Here is a 19,543-nt window from a genome sequence, read left to right as displayed (position 1 = left end):
ATTTATTATGTAAAGAATATTTAAAAGGAGTATGTTCATGAACATAAAAAAATTTCATAAAAATTCTATTAAATTTATAAAATGGAACATGTTGCAATCACATAAGTGAAACAAAACTAAGAAAAAAAAGTTTATAAAGTATTTTTTGGTAACTTTTGTCCTAGCTATTTTACCTGCATCTTTGCTTGGAGCTTACTTTTATGAAGTTAAAACAATTGAAAAATCTCGTTTAATTTCTGAGCACACCTATTGAAACAATGATAAAAATGCTTGGACCAAAGAAGGAGTAAGTCCAAGACTATTTGTTATAGATGAAGATAAAATCCTAGATAAGGATAAGGATAGTTATTCTAGATGAAAAGAAAATAGTCAAGAAAACGAATTTAATTATCTTTCTAGTGACATTGCATATAAATATTTTAACAATATTAATTATGATAGTGTAAATAAACTAAAATGACAAACTGATAAGTTAAAACGAACAAGCTATTTAATAAAAAATCAAGATCAATTTATTCAGTTACTACAAAAACATAATCCAAGAAAATACCAAAATAAAGAAAAAATAATTCAAGAACATATTGACTTATTAGATAAAGTTAATTTTGATACACAAGACATTGTAATTTTAAATAATTATTTATATAAAAAAATTTCAGAATCAGATAACAGAGAAAAAGGTTTAAATATCAAAAGTTTTACTTTTGATAAGGCGGTACACCAACTTAATATTAAATTCAATTTTAATAATAGTTATCGATTCTTCTTATTTCATTCAGATAAAAAATTAGGTTCAAATGCATTAGTTGGTGCTGACGATTGGTTTAAAACTTATTTTTTAATTATTGATAAAACAAACATTCAACATGTTGATGATTTAAATATTAATTTTGAATATGAATAATATCTTAGTAATAAGAAAATTGAACGATTGGAGCAAATAGACATAACAATATTCAGAAGTATCTGATTATTGTTTTTCTTTTACTTTCTTATAGTAGATATTATTTATTTTCAAAATATTCTTTTATTTTTAATGCTAACTTATTTCCAACAACATTGGCTATTTCTAATATTGGTGCATTTTTTATTTTTTTGATATTAGAAAATGCTTGCAGTAATTTATTTTCTATATTTTTACCAATTCCAGGTATTTGCAAGAGTAGTGAATTGCTAATTTTGTTGTTACGTGTTTTATTTAAATATTCTTTTGCTTTTTTATCTACTAAGAACTGAATATTGCTTAAAAAATTGAAAGTACTAATTGATAAATCTAAAGTTATATTTTGATCATTAATAACTTTACTTGTTTGATGCTTTTGGTTTTTAACTAAACCAATTACCTTATTGTTAAAATTATAATTTTTTAAAGCTTCTTTAATTTCGTTAATTTGACTAATCGCTCCATCAGCAACAAAAAGATCATTTTGATTAATTTTATCTTGATTTACTTTTAAAAATTGAAGTGTATTTAAATACATATATTTTAAATCATCTTCAGTACTAAATTTTTGAATATCTTTTTCTAAAGATCATTTAAAAACTTTGGGTTTTGAGCTAGATTTTAAGTTAAAACATAATACAACACCCACTCCATCTTTTGATTTTTCAAATGAATTATCAAAGATATAAATATTTTGAATTAAATCTTGATAACCTAACTTAAGGCTTAATTCTTGTAAAATATTTTCATTTATATTTAAACCTAACGATTGATATTTTTCTTCAATATTATCTCTTAAATTATCTAAAATTTTTTGATTTATGCCAACTTTTGGATAACTAATTATTTTTTGTATTTCATTATTTATAATTAAGTCTAAAGATTCTAATTCATTATTTAAGTAAAGTTTTTTAGGGATAATTTTATCTTTATAATAATTATTTAAAAAGTATTCTAAAAATTCTTGTAACAATCCATTAAATTCATAATATTTAATACTTATATTTGTGACTATCCCATAATTATATGTTTTGAGAGCTACAAATATTAATTGATTAATTTGTTTAACATAAATATAATCAATTAAACTAATTTTATGAATTTCTGTAACCTGAGGCATTTTTGTTTTAATTAAAAAATCTTGCGCTTTTTTATACATTAATGCATTTTGAAAATCTAATTTAGATGCAATCTCATTTTCTAATTCTTGTAATTTTTGATTAAAATTATTATTTTTAAATTCAAAAATACTTTTTATTTCGTTGAATATATTTTTGGCTTCTTCTAAACTTTGGCTAGTAATCAAAAATCCGTTTTTATAGGTATAAATGCTCTTAAGTGCGTTAATAAAGTTTTTATGATCATCATTATAAAATAAAGGTCCAAAATAATAATTTGTATCAGGATCATTATTTTTAAATACTTTTGAACTAAAACTAAAATTAATTAAATTCTTTTTATTAATACTTATTTTAATATAAGGATTTTTTTGCGAATTTACAAGCTTAATGTTATATTTTGGTTTATACTCTTTAATCATTTTCTCTTCAAGATGTAATGCATCACGCTCATTAAGAGTATAAACGATTTCAAAGTCTGCTAATTCTTGAAACATTTTGGTAGTTTTATATGAATTCTCCGATCCTTGTAAATATTGTTTTAATCTTTTTTTAATGTTTTTTGCTTTTCCAATATAAATAATATTACCAGTTATATCTTTTCATAAATAAATTCCTGGTTTATTTGCTGCATTATTCACTTTCTCATGTAATTCTAAAGAAAAATCATTCATAATAAAATTATACAAAAAACAAAGCATAGCTTTGTTTTTTATGATTCATTTTCTCATTCAAATTCAAACCCGTAAATTGATACAGTATCACCCGGGGTTATATCTCTTTTAATTAATTCATCTCAAACACCCATTTTTTTAAGAATATTATTAAAACGAACTAAATTATCATAAGTATTAATTGGAATTTTATTATATAACTCTTCAACTTTTTTACCGCTTATTATAAAATGTCCCTTATAAGGGCTTGCGATTTTAAAATCTGGTTCATATTCAATAACTTTAATTTTTTCTTCTTTTTTTTCGATAGTTGCGAGAGAATAATGCTTAACTAAATTTGCTAATTTAGCTTTAACCATTTCAAGGTTTTGCCTAAAAATAGCTGAAATTTCAATGATTTCTATATCTGGGTATGTTTGTTTAAATTTGGCAATATTATCTTGAAAAACCTCCATATCAGATTTATTTGCAATTATAATTTGAGGTTTTTCTTCCAGTTTGAAATTATAAGAACTAAGTTCATTATTAATTGTTTGATAATCAATGACAGGATCTTTATCAACTGATCCAAAATCAATAATATGAGCAATAATTCGACATCTTTCGATATGTTTTAAAAATTGTATTCCTAAACCTTTTCCTAGTGAAGCACCTTTAATAAGCCCTGGTAAATCAGCAATTGTAAATGAATCATCGTGATATTTAACCATTCCAAGTTGAGGAACTAAGGTAGTAAATTCATATTCAGCTACTTTTGCATTTGCATTAGAAATTGCATTTAAAAAAGTTGATTTACCAGCAGAAGGTTTACCAACTAACCCAACATCAGATAAAATTTTTAAAACTATTTTAGCCTCATATTTTTCCCCGGGCATGCCATTTTCAGCTATTTTAGGTGCGGTGTTTTTGGCTGTTTTGAATTTATTATTACCCCGTCCCCCTTTTCCGCCATTTGCTACTAAATATGGTGTATTTGCCTCAATTACGTCGGCAATTAATTTTTCACCATTATATACTAAAGTTCCAATTGGAACTTTAATGTAGGTATCTTTAGCATTAGCTCCATACAAGTTTTTAGGGCCTCCATTAACACCATCTTCTGCTTTAATATGTTTATTTTTATAAAAACTTAGTAAAGTATTTTTTCCATGGTCTCCTACAAAATAAATATGACCACCACGGCCTCCATCACCCCCATCAGGACCACCTTTATCTACGTGGGCTTCGCGGCGGAAAGAAATCATTCCATTTCCGCCTTTACCGCCTTGTAATGAAATTGTTATTTCATCAATAAATCTTGCCATTTGCTTCTCCTTACATAATATGATATCAACTTTGTTAATTTATTTAATTATAAATATAATATCATATTATATATTATTTAAGTTATATATTATATATATAGTATTTTTAGGTTATAATTAGTTAACTATGTATAAACACAAAGAAGTTGAACAAAAATGGCAAGAAATTTGAGAAAAAACTCAAGCTTTCAAAACAACAAATAATCATGATAAGAAATTTTATGCTTTAGATATGTTTCCATATCCTTCAGCAGCAGGCCTGCATGTTGGTCACCCTGAAGGTTATACAGCTACTGATATTGTAGCTCGTTATAAACGTTTAAATGGTTTTGATGTGCTTCATCCAATTGGGTGAGATGCCTTTGGTTTACCCGCTGAGCAATATGCCTTAAAAACTGGTAACCATCCAGCAAGTTTTACACAAGATAATATTAAAACTTTTAAAAAGCAACTTAGAAGTCTTGGAATGTCATTTGACTGAGATAAAGAAATTGATACGACTGATCCAAAATATTACCAATGAACACAATGAATTTTTAAAAAGTTATACGAACAAGGCCTTGCCGAAATTAAAGAAATTGATGTTAACTGGTGCGAAGAACTTGGGACTGTTTTAGCTAATGAAGAAGTTATAACTGATGAAAATGGTCAACGAGTTAGTGAGAGAGGTAATTTCCCAGTTATTCGCAAACCAATGAGACAATGAGTCTTAAAAATCACTGCATATGCTGAAAAACTTTTAGAAGGATTAAAAGATGTTGATTTTTCAGAATCACTAAAAACATTACAAGAAAACTGAATTGGAAAATCTGTCGGACATATTGTTAAATTCAAATTAGAAAATGCAGATGATTTTATTGAAGTTTTTACCACAAGAATTGATACAATTTTTGGAGTAGGTTTTTTAATTGTTGCGCCCGAACATGATATTATTAAGAGAGCTAAAAACCAAAAAGAAGTAAATGAATTCTTAGAATATTCTAAAACAATTAGTGATCGAGACAGGATTTCAAATAATAAAGAAAAAGTAGGTGTATACACTGGTTTAAATGTCATTCATCCAATTACTCAGGAAGTTTTACCAATTTGAACATCTAATTATGTTTTAAATACTTATGGAACTGGGGCAATTATGGGTGTTCCAGCCGAAGATGAACGCGATCAAGAATTTGCTACTAAATATAACTTAGCTGTATCTTTGATTCTTCCAACTAAAAACTTTGGCATAACTGATTTAGTTAATTTTGAAAAGCAATCTAAACAAGAACGGACAATTTTAGTTTTTAATTTATTAAAAGAACAAAACTTAGCACAAAGTCAAATATCATATAAACTAAGGGATTGAATTTTCTCTCGTCAAAGATATTGAGGAGAACCTTTTCCAGTTTACTTTGATGAAGATAACAATATTTACTTAGAAGAAAATATTGTTGAATTGCCATATATGGAAAATATTAAACCATCACTAACTGGTGAATCACCACTTGCTAATAATAGAGAATGGTTATATTTTGAACGTAATGGTAAAAAATATCGCAGAGAAACAAATACCATGCCGCAATGGGCAGGTAGTTCATGATATTTCTTAGCCTATATTTTAAAAAATTCAGATGGAACATATTTAGATATCCAAAGTAAAGAAGCATATCAAAGATTTCAAAAATGGCTTCCCGTTGATTTATATATCGGCGGACAAGAACATGCTGTTGGGCACTTAATCTATTCTAGATTTTGACATAAATTTTTATATGATATAAATATTTTGCCAGTATCTGAGCCTTTTATGAAGGTAGTTAATCAAGGAATGATTTTGGGACCTGATGGGCAAAAAATGTCTAAAAGTAGGGGTAATGTCATTAACCCGGATGATATTGTTAATGAATATGGTGCTGACACTTTACGGGTTTATGAAATGTTTATGGGCCCATTAACTGATACGAAAGAATGAAGTGTGAGTTCAATTAAAGGTATTCGTAAGTGGTTAGACCGTGTTTTTGTGATTATTGAAAAATTTGCTTTAAATCATACTTTAATTGATGATTCATATGAAGATAAAGAATTTAATTCAGTATGACAAGCAACAATTAAAGAAGTAACCGAAGCAATCGATCAATTAAAATTTAATATTGCAATTAGTAAACTTATGGTCTTTATTAATGCTTTATATAAAGTAACAAAATTAAATAACCTTCAACCTTTAGTTGATTTCTTGATTATGCTTTCGACACTAGCTCCACATATTTCTGAAGAATTATTAGAACTTTTAGACAAAAAACAAATAAAAGACCAAATTTGGCCTTTATATAATCAATCACTAATCAAAGAATCAATAGTTAAAGTAGTTGTGCAAGTTAATGGAAAAGTTCGAGCTATTATTGAAAAAACTGCGGATATAGATGATCAGCAAATTATTGCTTTAGCTCAAAACCATCCAAATGTACAAAAATTTATAGAAGGCAAAGAAATTAAACATAAAGAATTTATTAAGGGCAAAATTATCATTTTTAATGTTTAATCAATAATGATTTATTTAGATTTAGGTAATACAGCTTTAAAAATAGGTTTTCAAACACAAGATAATAAAACAATTGTAAAGGTTTTAAATGTTAAATTAATTTCATATAAATTAATTAAAGAAATCTTGGATAATTTTAGTCATAAAATAAAAAAAGCATGATTATGTAGTGTAAATTTAAAATATACAAATAAATTAATAAACATTATAACAAGACTAAAAATTAAGATTCAGTTAATTAACCATCAATTTATATTTAAAAACCTTACTTTAGAATTAAACCCTTTAATTAAATTTAAAGAAGTAGGAATTAATATTTTATTAAATACTTATTTAATTGCCAATAAGTATCAATCTGCTATTTTAGTTTCCCTTGGCAGCGCAACTGTTATTACCCAAATTATTGATAAAACTCTTGAAGGAGTAATCTTACTTCCGGGTATTAAGCAAGGTGTAAAATCATTCTTTGAAAATATTTCATTAATAAATAAGCAAGATTTAAATTATCAAATAGCAAAATCATTAGCTACTAATACTAAAGATGCATTATCAATTGGTATAATTAATGGTAATTATTACGGTATTATCGGTTTGATAAATGATATAAATAGAATAAATTCGCCAGTTTTTTATACTGGTGGTGATTTAAAATATTTTCAAAAATTCAACTTAACCAATATTATTTTACATAGTGTAATTGAAGCAATGATTTTAATTGCTTCAAAATATACTTAAAATATTTTATTATTAAAAAACTTTTTAATATGGAGGATTATGAAACGATTAGTAAGTGGTATTAAGCCAACTGGATCCCTAACATTAGGTAACTATATTGGGGCTATTAAAAACTTTCTAAAATTGCAAAATGAGTACGAATCCTACATCTTTGTTGCTGATTTACATGCTTTAACAACTGGTAAAGTTAACACTAATGAATTAAAGGGCGCTCGAGAAGCCATAGTCGCTTTATATGCAGCTTGTGGCCTAGATTATGAAAAAAATGCAATTTTTTACCAATCACAAATTTTAGAACATGCTCAAATGCAATGGTTATGTAGCTCTGAAACTACTTTAGGTGAATTAAAGCGTATGACACAATTTAAAGATCAAGCCTCAAAATTAAAGCAAGCTAATGGTACTGAAAAAATCCCAACTGGTTTATTAACATACCCAGTTTTAATGGCTGCTGATATCTTACTGTATAATCCTGATGTTGTACCAGTTGGAGAAGATCAAATTCAGCATTTAGAATTGACCCGAAATATTGCACAAAGATTGAACAAGAATTACAAAACGAACCTAAAAATTCCTCAAGCAATTTTACCTAAAATTGGTGCTAAAATTAAATCTTTAACTGACCCAAATGCAAAAATGTCAAAAAGTGAAAGGGGCACTAAATCAACTATTTATTTATTAGAAGATCCCCAAAGTGCTTATAATAAAATTTTAAAATCTGTTACTGATTCAGAAAATAAGATCTATATTTCGGAAGCTAAACCAGGTATTTTAAATTTATTAAATATTTATGCTTCACTTAATGATTTATCTTTAGCAGAAGCTGAAGAGAAATTTAAAGATGCTAATTACAAAGACTTTAAAGAAGCAGTTGCCCAAAGTGTTAAAGATTTATTAAGCCAAATTCAAAGCAAATACCAAATTTATTTACAACAAGTTAACCATATTACTAAATTAGGAGCTTTAAAAGCTCAAAAAATTGCAAAACAAACTATAAATAATTTACAAAACAAAATTGGACTTTACGGAGGTGAAGATGAAAGCAAATAAACAATTAAACCATACTACATCACATTTACTAGCTGCTGCTATTGAAATATTATATCCTGGCGTAAAACTGGGATTTGGACCAGCAACGGAAGAAGGTTTTTACTACGATTTTGAATTTATTGATCCACTTAGTGATACAGAACTAACTAAAATTGAAAAATTAATGAAAAAACTTGCTTCACGTAATTTAGTTATGAGGCAAGTAAGCATTGATGAATATAGTTTTGAAAATAAACCATATAAAAAAGAATTATATGATGAATTAGTAAAGCAAAATAAAACCATTACTTTTTATTCACTAGTAGATCCTCAAAATAATGAAGTTATTTTCACAGATCTGTGTGCTGGGGATCATGTTCAAGATACCAAACATATTAAACATTTTAAATTACTTCATTTAGCTGGAGCATATTGACGTGGTAATTCTGATAATATTCAATTAACTAGAATTTATGGAACTTCTTGAGAATCAAATGCTGAATTAGAAGAATTTTTAGCAATTTTAAAAGATCGCAAGGAACGAGATCACCGTAAAATTGGTAAAGAAATGAAATTATTTACCTTTAATAAGTTAGGTGGACAAGGTTTACCTTTTTGGTTAGAAGATGGAATGTACATTCATAATGAAATTAAAAACCTAGTATTACAAAAAGATCGTGAATATGGTTTTACTGAAGTTTTAACACCTCATTTTGGAGAAGAAGAGCTTTACCAAATTTCAGGTCATTTAGCTCATTATAAAGATGATATGTTTAAACCTATTGTGGTTGAAAATGAAAGGTTAATTCCTCGTCCAATGACATGCCCACACCATATTTTATGTTATAAAAGTGAAAAGCGTTCATACCGTGATTTACCAATTCGTTACTCTGAGCAATCTCAACTATATCGCTATGAAAAATCAGGTGCTTTAACTGGTCTTGAAAGAGTGCGTGGTATGCTGTTGACTGAAGGGCACTTATTTGTACGAAAAGAGCAAATTTCTGAAGAATTTAAATCAATGTATCAACTTATTAAAGAAACTTTAGAATCTTTTAACATCCAAATTAGTTATGTTTCTTTATCATTAAGAGATCCGGAAAATAAAGATAAGTATTATGATGATGAGATGATGTGAAATGAAGCTGAAACACAACTTCGCAATGTATTAGATGAATTAAATGTAAAATATGAAGCAAAATTAGGTGAAGCAGCTTTTTATGGTCCTAAAATGGATATTCAAATTTATACTGCCTTAGGACATGAAATTACAGTTTCAACCTTACAACTAGACTTTTTATTACCTAAAAAATTCGCCATGAGTTTTATAAATAAAAATAATGAAGAAGAAACACCAGTATTAATTCATCGTGGCTTAATTGGAACTTATGAAAGATTTGTTGCTATTTTATTAGAACAAACTAAAGGTGTATTACCATTTTGGCTTGCACCAAAGCAAATTACGATAATTCCAGCTACAAACTTTGATGAAGATGTTCACTATGCTAAGTTAATTAATACTAAACTCTTTAGCCTTGGATTTAGGTCAAAAGTAAATTTATCTGCGGAACGTTTAAATAAAAAAATTAGAGAAGCCCAAATTTCTAAATCAAAAATCCAACTTATTTTAGGTGAAAAGGAACGATTATCTAACACTGTAACCTATCGCGAATATGGTAAAGATAATTCAACTACGCTCCCATTAAATGAATTTATAGGTTATATTACTGATTTAAAGGTAAATAAAAAATAATGTTAAAAAAAACAAAACAACAAAAACTTTTAAATAAAATATTTTTTGTTATCTTTTTTTTAATGACAATTGCTACTTTATTAATAAGTGACAAATTAATTCCTTGACAAATAATTTTTAATTCTAGTTATGAATTAAAAATTCCTTATCGTATTCTGGTTAGTTTTTTGTATACAGCGGGCTTTTTAGTAAGCAGTTTTCTACTCGCTTACTACAATAAATTAAAAGTTATTTATTTACAAATTATTGCTTTTATAATTGGCGTTACAATGACATTATTTTGAATGCCCTTATACAAACCCACTGACAAAGAACCGATACTAATTTGAACTTGATATAAATATGATATTATTACAGTTTTTGCAATTTATATTTTTATCTTTGGCCTTGTAAAATATTTAGCAACCTTTGAAAATATTAATAAATTAAGAGCAAAATATAGTAAAAATAACAATTAAATAATCAACAATCAATAACTTAATTGTTGATTATTTTTTATACAAATATTTATAGGTTTAATAAATATTATGAAATTTTATGAATCTATGATGCCGCTTTATATATTAAGAAAATAATTTACGTAAAACTTACTATTAATATATATTATATTAATTGGAAATGTCACATGCAAGTTTTTTTGCATGTGACATTGTTTTTGTCTGCCTTGTAATAAAATAGTTGTATTAATAAATTTTAAAAAAATAAAGGAGACCTTAAAATTATATGAAAAATTTAGAAAAATATATTTGTGTTTTTGACAAATATCGAAAAGAAAATAAATATCAACATTTTAAAATTGAAGAGAATTACAACACTATCTTGAAAATGCAAGGAGCTCTTGGGACACAACGAAAATTACGATCAGATCAAATCGATCTAGAACAACTTTATAATATTTTACAAGAACTTTCTGAAGGCTTCTCAATCCAAGAAGTAGCCAAGATTTTTGATAGAGACATTCGAAGTATAAAAAGCAAAATCCAAATTATTACAAATCGCAGAGCACTTAGTTTAGATAAACAAAATCGCTATGTTTGTCCTAAGTGTTCAAAAAGAGTAATGCGGGTTAAAACCCTTAATTTTAGCAAGCTATACGAACATTTATTAGGTTATTCATTTTCGCTACTCTTTTTTGTAAGTGATTCAATTAAAGAGAAATGAAAGGCCTACAGAAAATATTGGTATAGTGAACTTAATACATACAATAAAAATAGAAATAAAAAGAATTTACAGCAAAAAGAAGTTAAGAAATCAGTTACTTATCTTGTGAATTCTTTTAAAAAATTATCCCCTGATGAATTTGCTCCTTCACCTAGTACAATTTATAAAATAATTAAAAAATACCCTTATTTCCTTGATTTTGACCACATTGTTAAAAAATCTGAAGGAAAATATGGCATAAGGAACAAGAAACAAACCAAACCTAAAACATTAAAATATGCTACAGAAATTTCAAAACGTCCAGCTTATATTAATGATCGCTCTGAACATGGTCATTTTGAATTAGACACCGTTATTGGTAAAATCAATGATACATATTGTATTGTGACCATAATTGAACGGCAAACCAGAATGTCTTATGCTATGCTCTCAAAACGCAACTCCAAAGCTATCAAACAAACACTTGTCAAACTAATCAAGAAACACAACTTAGACATTAAAACTTTAACAGTAGATAACGGTAGTGAAAATGTCTTATTGCACCAGGTTATTCCAACTGAAAGATTATTTAAATGCCAACCATATAGTTCATGACAAAAAGGTTCAATAGAAAATATGCACCGCTTAATTAGGTATTACATCCCCAAAGGAAAAAGCTTAGATAAATACTCTCAGCAAGAAATTGATTATATGATGGAAAAAATAAATAACTATCGGCAAGTTGTCCGGAAATATAAGATAACCTAAAATTTTTTTAATCCCCCGCCTTTGATTGCAATCAAAGGGGCCTTACTTTTGGCAAAAGTAAGCAAAACCGACGAGAAAACACTTTCGTGTTTTCTGTTTTCTCATACATTTTTTATGTAAAATTTATGTTAAAATTAAAACGCAATTATTTTGTTAATATCTCGCAAGTGACTTTTCCAAAAAACATTAATATATATTATTTTTTACCATTATAGGCTTTTATATAGTAAAATTATAATATAGCAGTTTTGAATAATAGTTAATAACTATTTATACATAAAGAATTAAATTATGTTTATGAGATTTAATAAATTTATGTGCTTGCAAGTAGTGCTTGTACATGTATTAAATAAATATAAAGGTATAAAAATTTAATAAAAAATAGTTACAAGTTTATTTTTGTAACAAATAGGAGTAAGAAATGACTAAAATCAAAAAAATATTAATTTGAGCCAGTGGCATTGCATTTCCTCTTAGTTCTTTATCTTGTTCATCCATTGATTCTGAAGCCCATACTCAAGAAGATCATAACAGGTTTAAAACTGAGTTAGAAAATAAAGTGTATGAAATTCATGGCCAAGTTCGAGCAAAACTAAACACCATAGGTTCTGTTAATAGTTTATATGTACCATCAATATCTTCTTATAAACAAAAAATTGATGAAAAAAATGGATCTGGATATGAATTTAAGTTTTTTAACCATGTAACTAACCCACTTTATGGCACACAAGATACAAGTAAACTTATTAAAATATCTACAAAAGATGAATTTGAGAATCTAATTATAAAAAGATATCAAGATTTACATACTCTAGAAAACTATAAGCCTACACATGCAGAAATTATATCTGAATTTGAAAAATCTTTTTTAAATTATAAAAACATTTATCAACATCTTGAAAATAATGATCTTTATATTTTATATGCTCATCATAGCGGTGCATTTTACTATCTTGCTGCTCCATTTATAACTGAAGATTCAGTAGTATTAACATTACTTATTAATAATCTTTCAGGTTATGTAAATACCATCAGAAAAAGTGCTCAAGCATGAAAAGTTTTTAGTTTACCAAAGAAACAAAATTTTAAGCTAAATACTTATTTTATTGATAATAAATTTACCCATAATACGCCCCTTGAAAAAGCGAATGAATATTACGGAAAACTCAATAAATGATACAGGGAGGAATTTATAAAATATTATAAATAATAGTGATTCTATAAAAAACATTTGCAATTAAAATTGCAAATGTTTTAATATCTATTATTGCTTAATTTGTTTCAAAGTAGTTAATCCATTTTCACTTTGAATTAAGAATTTTTCAAATTTGCTATAAGTAGCATTAGTAGCCCTTTGAGTTGTTACTGCTCTTTGGGTTGGGAGAGTTATTTCTTGATCAATTAATTCATCATTGGTTGCTTTACCATCATTATCCTTATCAATTCATAAATGGATAGTTGAATTATCTTTAACATTAATAAATTCTTTAGTTATATAACTTAAATAATTTGCACTATATCCAACATCATCAGGATAAATACGTTTATTAATTTGAGTTTGGCGGTCTTTTGTAATTTTTAAATTTTGATCATCTGCTATTTCATAAAGAGAAGCACCTTCATCATAATTAGACTTACCAAAAAAGTTAAAAGCATTGCTATAGTCAAATTTAACCTGGTTATAAATCTGATCATTTCTTTTTAAAACTAAACCATCTACTTTTTTACTAGAGTCAATAAAACCACTAAATCTAAGCAATGTAGGGTATCTAGTACTTGTCATTTCTAAGCCTTGTTCGCTATTTGAGGTTTCACTATAAGTATAAATTTGACTTATTGTTTTACCATATCCCATGGTTTCTAAGAATAATTTATAAAATTCATTAGCTCTATTTTTAGTTTTTTCAGCTGGTAATTCAGTGATTTGATTTAAATCATTTAAATACCTAAATTTATTAATATCAAATATAGAATTAGGCATAGCAGTGGCGGCATTAAACTTAGGAGAATTATCGTAAAGATTAACACCTTCACCGCTTTGAAATCAACCTTGCCTGATTGGTGAATCAAAATTGTTTAAATAAGTATGGGATCAATCTTCAGCATTACCTGATGGTGAAAAAGAACCAGAAACATAACCACTAGAATCTATATTGAAATATCAAGCACCAAACCAATTCACTGAATTTGGTTTGGTTTCTTCATTCATATATGATTTATTTTGATCATTAATAGAAAAGTATGATTCATAAGCATACTTAGTGTATTCACGAGGCACTAATTCAGTTAACGAAAAGGTATATTTTAATCTTGGAGTATATGTGTAAAATGATCCGCCAGGCGAAAAGAACAGTGGAGTTTCAGAAGTTGGATATTTTTTTAAATGATCTGGAGTTTCTAATTCATTTGCTAAACGTCAAAGGTCATTTACAGATAAATTTTGGAAAAGTAAATAATCTTTTATTTCATCAGGAATACCAAACTTTTTCAATATCTCTGGATTAATATAACCTTTTTTATCTATATCATAATTTAATAAACTATAAAAATAACTAGTAAAATACGAATTTCAAAATTGCCTTGCTCCGTGTGAATGTCCATCATTTGTATTATTTTGTGGAGGATTATAGTATATTTCTGTTGTTTGGCGTTTGTTTAAATCTTTTGCTACTTCATTTTTCACGTCTATTTTAGGATCTTCGATTAGTCCAATTTCAGCATAAACACTTGCTCAGTGGTGCATGTATTCATGGATGATAGTTGGCATTAAAAAACCAATAATTTCATATAAATCAAATTGCTTATTTTGAGCCCCCGAACCATTCACGAAGATTCTGCGGGAATCAGGCATGTACAATCCATTGGCATTTTCATCAATAGCTTTATAATCATTTAAGATAAGTGCCTGTAAATCTTTGATTTCTTGACCATAAGGTATTTTACGTTTAAATTCATGAACTAACATTAGCAAACCTTGTTTACCAAGTAGATAATTATATGTTTTTCCATCATCATTTGTATAACTATATTCTCGAAAGATAAGTTCAGTCTCAGGATCAAGATATTCAAGGAAGGGTTGTTTACCCCTGATTTTTTCTTCTACTTTATCAAGGCTCGTATAAATACTTTCATTTAGTTTTACTAAGGATTGTTGTTTTTCTTCATTAGTAATATTAGCAGTTAAAAATACTTCATTTTCTGAAATAGGTAAAAAGTTATGCAATGGAACTAGTGGTTTTGCTTCATGTATTGGTTTAGAAGGATCCTTCGATTCTTCTTGACCCTTATATGCATTATTATCAATGGTGTTGTCACTAGTTGGTTCATTTTCATTAATTGCTTCTTTTTCAGTATCAATTTGATTAGTATTAGTTGAATCGCTATCACTAGTTTGAGTTTTACTCCCGGATTTATTATCATTTGGTTTTGAACCTTCTTGTGCATCAGATCCACTATTTAGTAGGGGTGTAGGTTGTTGATCTACTTTTTCTGAATTATCAGAACCACTTGGTTTATTATAAGTACTATTGTTGGGTTTTTCTGCTTCTGGTTGCTTCGTGACAGTTTTAGGATCTTCTGTTACTGGTTCTTTTGTCCCTGGGTTAGAATGTGTATTTTCTTCTCTTGGTGGATTAGGATTTGCTGGCTCTTCTTGTTCTCTATTTTCAATAGGTGGATTTGTAGCTACTACATGGTTTAATGTTGTAAATGGACGTTTGACATTAAATGATGTATCGTTGTTTACCTTGATGGTATCTAGTTCGTATGTAGTACCTTTAGTTAAACCAGTAATAGTAATTTTATATTCATTATCAGCTGGTTTGTTTAAACTTGAAACTGTAAAATTATGAACTGTATCATTAATTTTTACATTAAGTTGGTCTGTTCCTTGTAGACCAGTAATTTTAGCGGTGAATTGAGCACTAGTTTGAGTTACTGTAATTTCATTAACATTTTGAATAGTAAATTGTCTTTTTTGAGGCAGAGGTGCCGTACACGAAACAGCAGTAATTGTGGAAATGGTAACAAAGTTAGTTGTTACTAATAAAAATTTTCGTAATTTCATGATATTTCCCCGTAGTATATGTTTATTGTTTATAAATATCTTTTATTATATATATATATATATATATATATAATTTTATTATAAATACTAAAAAATGGTATAATAAAAATGCCTTAGTTTTTAAGGCAAAAAATTGGTATTACTTAATGAATTAGGAGTTATATATGTACACAAAAAAACTTAAAAAAATATTTATTATTTCGTCTATAGCAGCATCTGCAATTCCATTGGTTGCCATAAATGGAATCGATACTGTAAATAGTCTAAATAACATTATAACAGAAGATTTAAAGATACAAAATATAAATTTGGAAAGTCAATTTTTACAAGTTCAAAGCACCGGATCTGAGCAACGTTTGTTAAATTTTGGTGTAAATAGGTTAGAAATATTTACAAAGTTAAACAATGTTCAGCAATCTGAGATTATAAAATTTATAAAGGAAAATGTTGGTAACGATATACCAGTTAAATATGAAGAATTTGCAGGTGTTTTATCCATTGCTTATTTAAAAAATATTAATAAGGACATTTTAATTAATAAAGTTCTTAATTATTTTATTGATAATAAAATTACTTATAACAATATTTATAATTTTAATACAAAGACTCAATACGAAGATTTTGAAAAAAGCAAACTTGATAATGATAGTGCAGAAAATTTACAAATACCTGAAAGCAGATACAACTATGTAAATTTTAAAAATGAATCTGATAATGATCATTTATTTTCATTTGTAGGACTAACTAAAAAGACACGCGAAAGACATTTCAATAGTTTTATAAACAACAAATTAAATGTAGGTGTTTTAGAACTAGGGGTAGCCGAGACACATTCAAAAGCTTTTGATTGAAATAGAAAATATGGAAATGGTATTTGGTGAAGAGACGTATGATTTTATAGTGAAAAATCATCGAGACATGCCACCCAAGTTTCTGAATTAATAGCTGGTACAAAAGGAATTAATCCAACAGTTACTGTAGTATCTGTTCAAGCTGATATGAAGTGAAATGGCCTTTCAAGTGAATTCAATTATTTACTAAAATATACTAATTTAGTAAATAATAGTTGGGGATATCCATATGATCCAGATGATACCATGAAATGATTGTATAATTACTTAGACAATTTAATTTTTAACAACCCTGAGTTAATAAATGTTGTTGCATCTGGCAATGGTTATCGTAGACAAAAAGAAATGAGTGCTCTTGCTCTATCTAAGAATAGTATTGTTGTAGGAGCCACTTCAAATACAAATCCTGAAAAGCGTGCTGATTATAGTCAAGTTGCGAATTACAAAAACTATTTATCAGTTGTCGCGCCTGGTGGAGACTATTGATTCTCTGATAGAACAATTTATGAGGGTATAGAATATGGCTACGATAATTCTGGAACTAGCTTTTCAGCTCCGGTAGTTACCAGTATAGCTGCTATGTTAAAACAAAAATATAAAAGTTATTTTGATTTAGGTTCAGACTCAATTATCTTTAAATCTGCACTTATTACAGGTTCAAGAAAACCTAAAGGTGTTAATAATCTTTATACAGTTGAAACTGGATTCGGTATACCTCAATATGATAAAATTGAAAATGCATTGCAATCTCTAATTGTCTTACCAAATGCTAAAAAAGGAAATAACCCTGTTACTAACACTAGAAAAGTTTACTTTAATAAAGGAGATAAAATCAGAGCTTCGCTAGCATTTTTATACAATGGTACAAATGATATAACTGATGTTGATTTTAAAGTTAAAAATGAAATTGGTATAACCATAGATTCCTCAAATTCTTCATTTAACAATATTGAAGTTGTTGAATTTACTGTTCCTTTTTCAGGATGATACACACTAGAAGCTTATATACCTAAAACTACTAGAAATAGTGTGGAGACTGTAATTACATATGTTAAAGAAAACTAATAAAAGGAAACTTTGAAAATATACTTTGTTTTGTTTTTTGGTTTTAAGTATTCTTAGTATTCCAACAACTCTTTTATTAATACATTATAATGATTTGAAGAAACAAGAAGAATATTCTAAAATCCGTAATTATGCATTCTGGAACTCTAATAGTAGTGTTTTTACAAAAGAAGGTGGATCGCCACAAGTTTTTGCGATTGATAAAGATAGGATTGCTGATGAAGATAAACGTTATTTAGAACATATTGAAATAAATAATTATACTCCTGGTTCTGGTTTTGGATTTTATCATGTTTTTAAGTATTATAATAACTTAACTTATGATAACTTGCATAATAAAAAATTCCCCAAATGAAAAACAAAAAATATACAAAGCAATAGTTATCTATTTAAAAACAAAGATGATTTTATCAACTTATTAAAGAAGAACCAACCTAATTATTATACTAGCGATACAGTTATCTTAAATGACTATGCAGAACTATTGAGCAAAATTAATTTTGAGTCCCATGATTTATTAATGTTAAATAATTTTTTAGGTCTTAAATTAGCTTGATCTGATAACCGAAAATTGGGTTGGAATATTTCGGACTACAATTTGGATACAAATAATAAAAAAATTGTAATAAATTTTGAGTATAATGATAAAGTTCGTAAATTTTTATTCACTAATGATTTTAAATGAGGAGTACATGGTGCTTTTGGAAATGATGAGTGATATAAAACCTATTTTTTAATTGTTCCAAAATCAGCTGCTAAAAATGCAGAAGAGTTAGACATTGACTTTGTATATAATTAATTTTAAAATAAACCACAACCACAATTAAAAAAATAAATATTTATCAAAATAAATCTGGACAGAAACGATGATATTTTCACGTTAACTTTTCTGTCCAGATTTAACATACGAATATTTTATTAAAAAGAAAGATATTATTAAATGATATTTAAAAAACTGAAGAATTAAAAAAATTTAGGCAATATAATAAATATTAAATTTTAACATCTTAAGCAGACTTTAGTATATTTCACAAAATTAGAAAAATAATTTAATAAATAACTAAAAGAATAAATTAAAACTATATAATTTAATTATGATTATAAAAAAACAAAGCAAAAATGCACCTAAGACAAACAAAATTGCCACCAAAAAGAAAAAGAAAGTTCTTGATTATTCTTGAATTGATACTTTAAAAAAGGATGAGAAAGATGCGGTAATAATGTTCTACGACAGAATTTTTAAAGAAAATAATATTGAAGTTGATATTAACGAAGCATTACAAGCAGAAAAAAATAAGCATTAGACCTTAGTGTCTAATATTCATTAGTTAGTTTATCTAAAATTAATGTATTAGTATTATCTTTTATGCAAAACTTTTTTGGGTTTTAATCAAAATTTGCAAATCATAGTATTTATTTTCAAAAATATAGTTAAGTAGCTAATTACAACGTAATAAAATATTAAATTAATAAACCAGACTAATTATAGTCAGGTTTTTTAACTTTTAATTTTTATATTCTTATCTAGTCAAATTAATATTACAAGTTTTTATACTTTTTAGTTATATATATATATATATAT

14 protein-coding genes are annotated in these 19,543 nt (G+C 26.8%); 11 read left to right on the top strand and 3 right to left on the bottom strand.

What is annotated here, in order from left to right:
- Nucleotides 1–37 precede the first annotated feature (37 nt).
- On the top strand, nt 38–904 hold the full coding sequence (locus tag AC0B4T_RS02235; protein WP_465102954.1) for a hypothetical protein: 867 nt from the start codon (nt 38–40) through the stop codon (nt 902–904).
- Nucleotides 905–1,004: 100 nt separating this feature from the next.
- On the opposite strand, the gene AC0B4T_RS02230 is transcribed toward AC0B4T_RS02235, so the two are convergent.
- Together AC0B4T_RS02230 and obgE are read right to left on the bottom strand one after the other, a co-directional pair.
- The gene (locus AC0B4T_RS02230; RefSeq protein WP_465102953.1) at nt 1,005–2,735 is read right to left on the bottom strand and encodes a GIY-YIG nuclease family protein; all 1,731 of its coding nucleotides are present in this window, start codon (nt 2,733–2,735) and stop codon (nt 1,005–1,007) included.
- Between the two features lie 38 nt (nt 2,736–2,773).
- A complete protein-coding gene (obgE, locus tag AC0B4T_RS02225) occupies nt 2,774–4,039 on the bottom strand; it encodes a GTPase ObgE (protein ID WP_465102952.1) in 1,266 nt (421 codons plus the stop codon).
- A 127-nt stretch (nt 4,040–4,166) separates the two neighbouring features.
- Here obgE and leuS point away from each other — a divergent pair, with 127 nt between their 5' ends.
- From leuS to AC0B4T_RS02190, 7 genes are all read left to right on the top strand, one after another.
- Complete coding sequence (gene leuS / locus AC0B4T_RS02220) at nt 4,167–6,554, top strand: leucine--tRNA ligase (RefSeq protein WP_465102951.1); 2,388 nt, start codon at nt 4,167–4,169, stop codon at nt 6,552–6,554.
- 6 nt (nt 6,555–6,560) lie between these two features.
- On the top strand, nt 6,561–7,289 hold the full coding sequence (locus AC0B4T_RS02215) for a type III pantothenate kinase (protein WP_465102950.1): 729 nt from the start codon (nt 6,561–6,563) through the stop codon (nt 7,287–7,289).
- A gap of 39 nt (nt 7,290–7,328) precedes the next feature.
- Complete coding sequence (trpS, locus tag AC0B4T_RS02210; protein WP_465102949.1) at nt 7,329–8,339, top strand: tryptophan--tRNA ligase; 1,011 nt, start codon at nt 7,329–7,331, stop codon at nt 8,337–8,339.
- Nucleotides 8,326–10,071 carry a threonine--tRNA ligase gene (gene thrS, locus AC0B4T_RS02205; RefSeq protein WP_465102948.1) on the top strand — a complete coding sequence of 582 codons (1,746 nt, stop codon included), beginning with the start codon at nt 8,326–8,328 and terminating at the stop codon, nt 10,069–10,071. The genes trpS and thrS overlap by 14 nt, the downstream gene beginning before the upstream one ends.
- A complete protein-coding gene (locus AC0B4T_RS02200) occupies nt 10,071–10,529 on the top strand; it encodes a hypothetical protein (protein ID WP_465102947.1) in 459 nt (152 codons plus the stop codon). The genes thrS and AC0B4T_RS02200 overlap by 1 nt, the downstream gene beginning before the upstream one ends.
- Before the next feature lie 265 nt (nt 10,530–10,794).
- On the top strand, nt 10,795–11,979 hold the full coding sequence (locus AC0B4T_RS02195; RefSeq protein WP_465102946.1) for an IS30 family transposase: 1,185 nt from the start codon (nt 10,795–10,797) through the stop codon (nt 11,977–11,979).
- 421 nt (nt 11,980–12,400) lie between these two features.
- Nucleotides 12,401–13,189, top strand: coding sequence for a hypothetical protein (locus tag AC0B4T_RS02190; RefSeq protein ID WP_465102945.1), 789 nt, complete (start codon nt 12,401–12,403; stop codon nt 13,187–13,189).
- A gap of 54 nt (nt 13,190–13,243) precedes the next feature.
- Here the strand turns inward: AC0B4T_RS02190 and AC0B4T_RS02185 are convergent, their stop codons facing one another.
- Entirely contained in the window at nt 13,244–16,045 is a 2,802-nt protein-coding gene (locus AC0B4T_RS02185; RefSeq protein WP_465102944.1) for an MYPU_1760 family metalloprotease, read from the bottom strand.
- Between the two features lie 164 nt (nt 16,046–16,209).
- Between AC0B4T_RS02185 and AC0B4T_RS02180 the strand changes: the two genes are divergently transcribed.
- From AC0B4T_RS02180 to AC0B4T_RS02170, 3 genes are all read left to right on the top strand, one after another.
- The gene (locus AC0B4T_RS02180) at nt 16,210–17,961 is read left to right on the top strand and encodes a S8 family serine peptidase (RefSeq protein WP_465102943.1); all 1,752 of its coding nucleotides are present in this window, start codon (nt 16,210–16,212) and stop codon (nt 17,959–17,961) included.
- Between the two features lie 94 nt (nt 17,962–18,055).
- Nucleotides 18,056–18,760 (top strand): hypothetical protein, encoded by a 705-nt coding sequence (locus tag AC0B4T_RS02175; RefSeq protein ID WP_465102942.1) that lies wholly within the window; start codon nt 18,056–18,058, stop codon nt 18,758–18,760.
- A gap of 295 nt (nt 18,761–19,055) precedes the next feature.
- Entirely contained in the window at nt 19,056–19,265 is a 210-nt protein-coding gene (locus tag AC0B4T_RS02170) for a hypothetical protein (protein WP_465102941.1), read from the top strand.
- Nucleotides 19,266–19,543: the final 278 nt, after the last annotated feature.

Source organism: Mycoplasma sp. 10961, assembly GCF_055523525.1.
The sequence above is the reverse complement of the archived record's forward strand: the minus strand, read 5'-3'. Positions and strand labels throughout refer to the sequence as shown.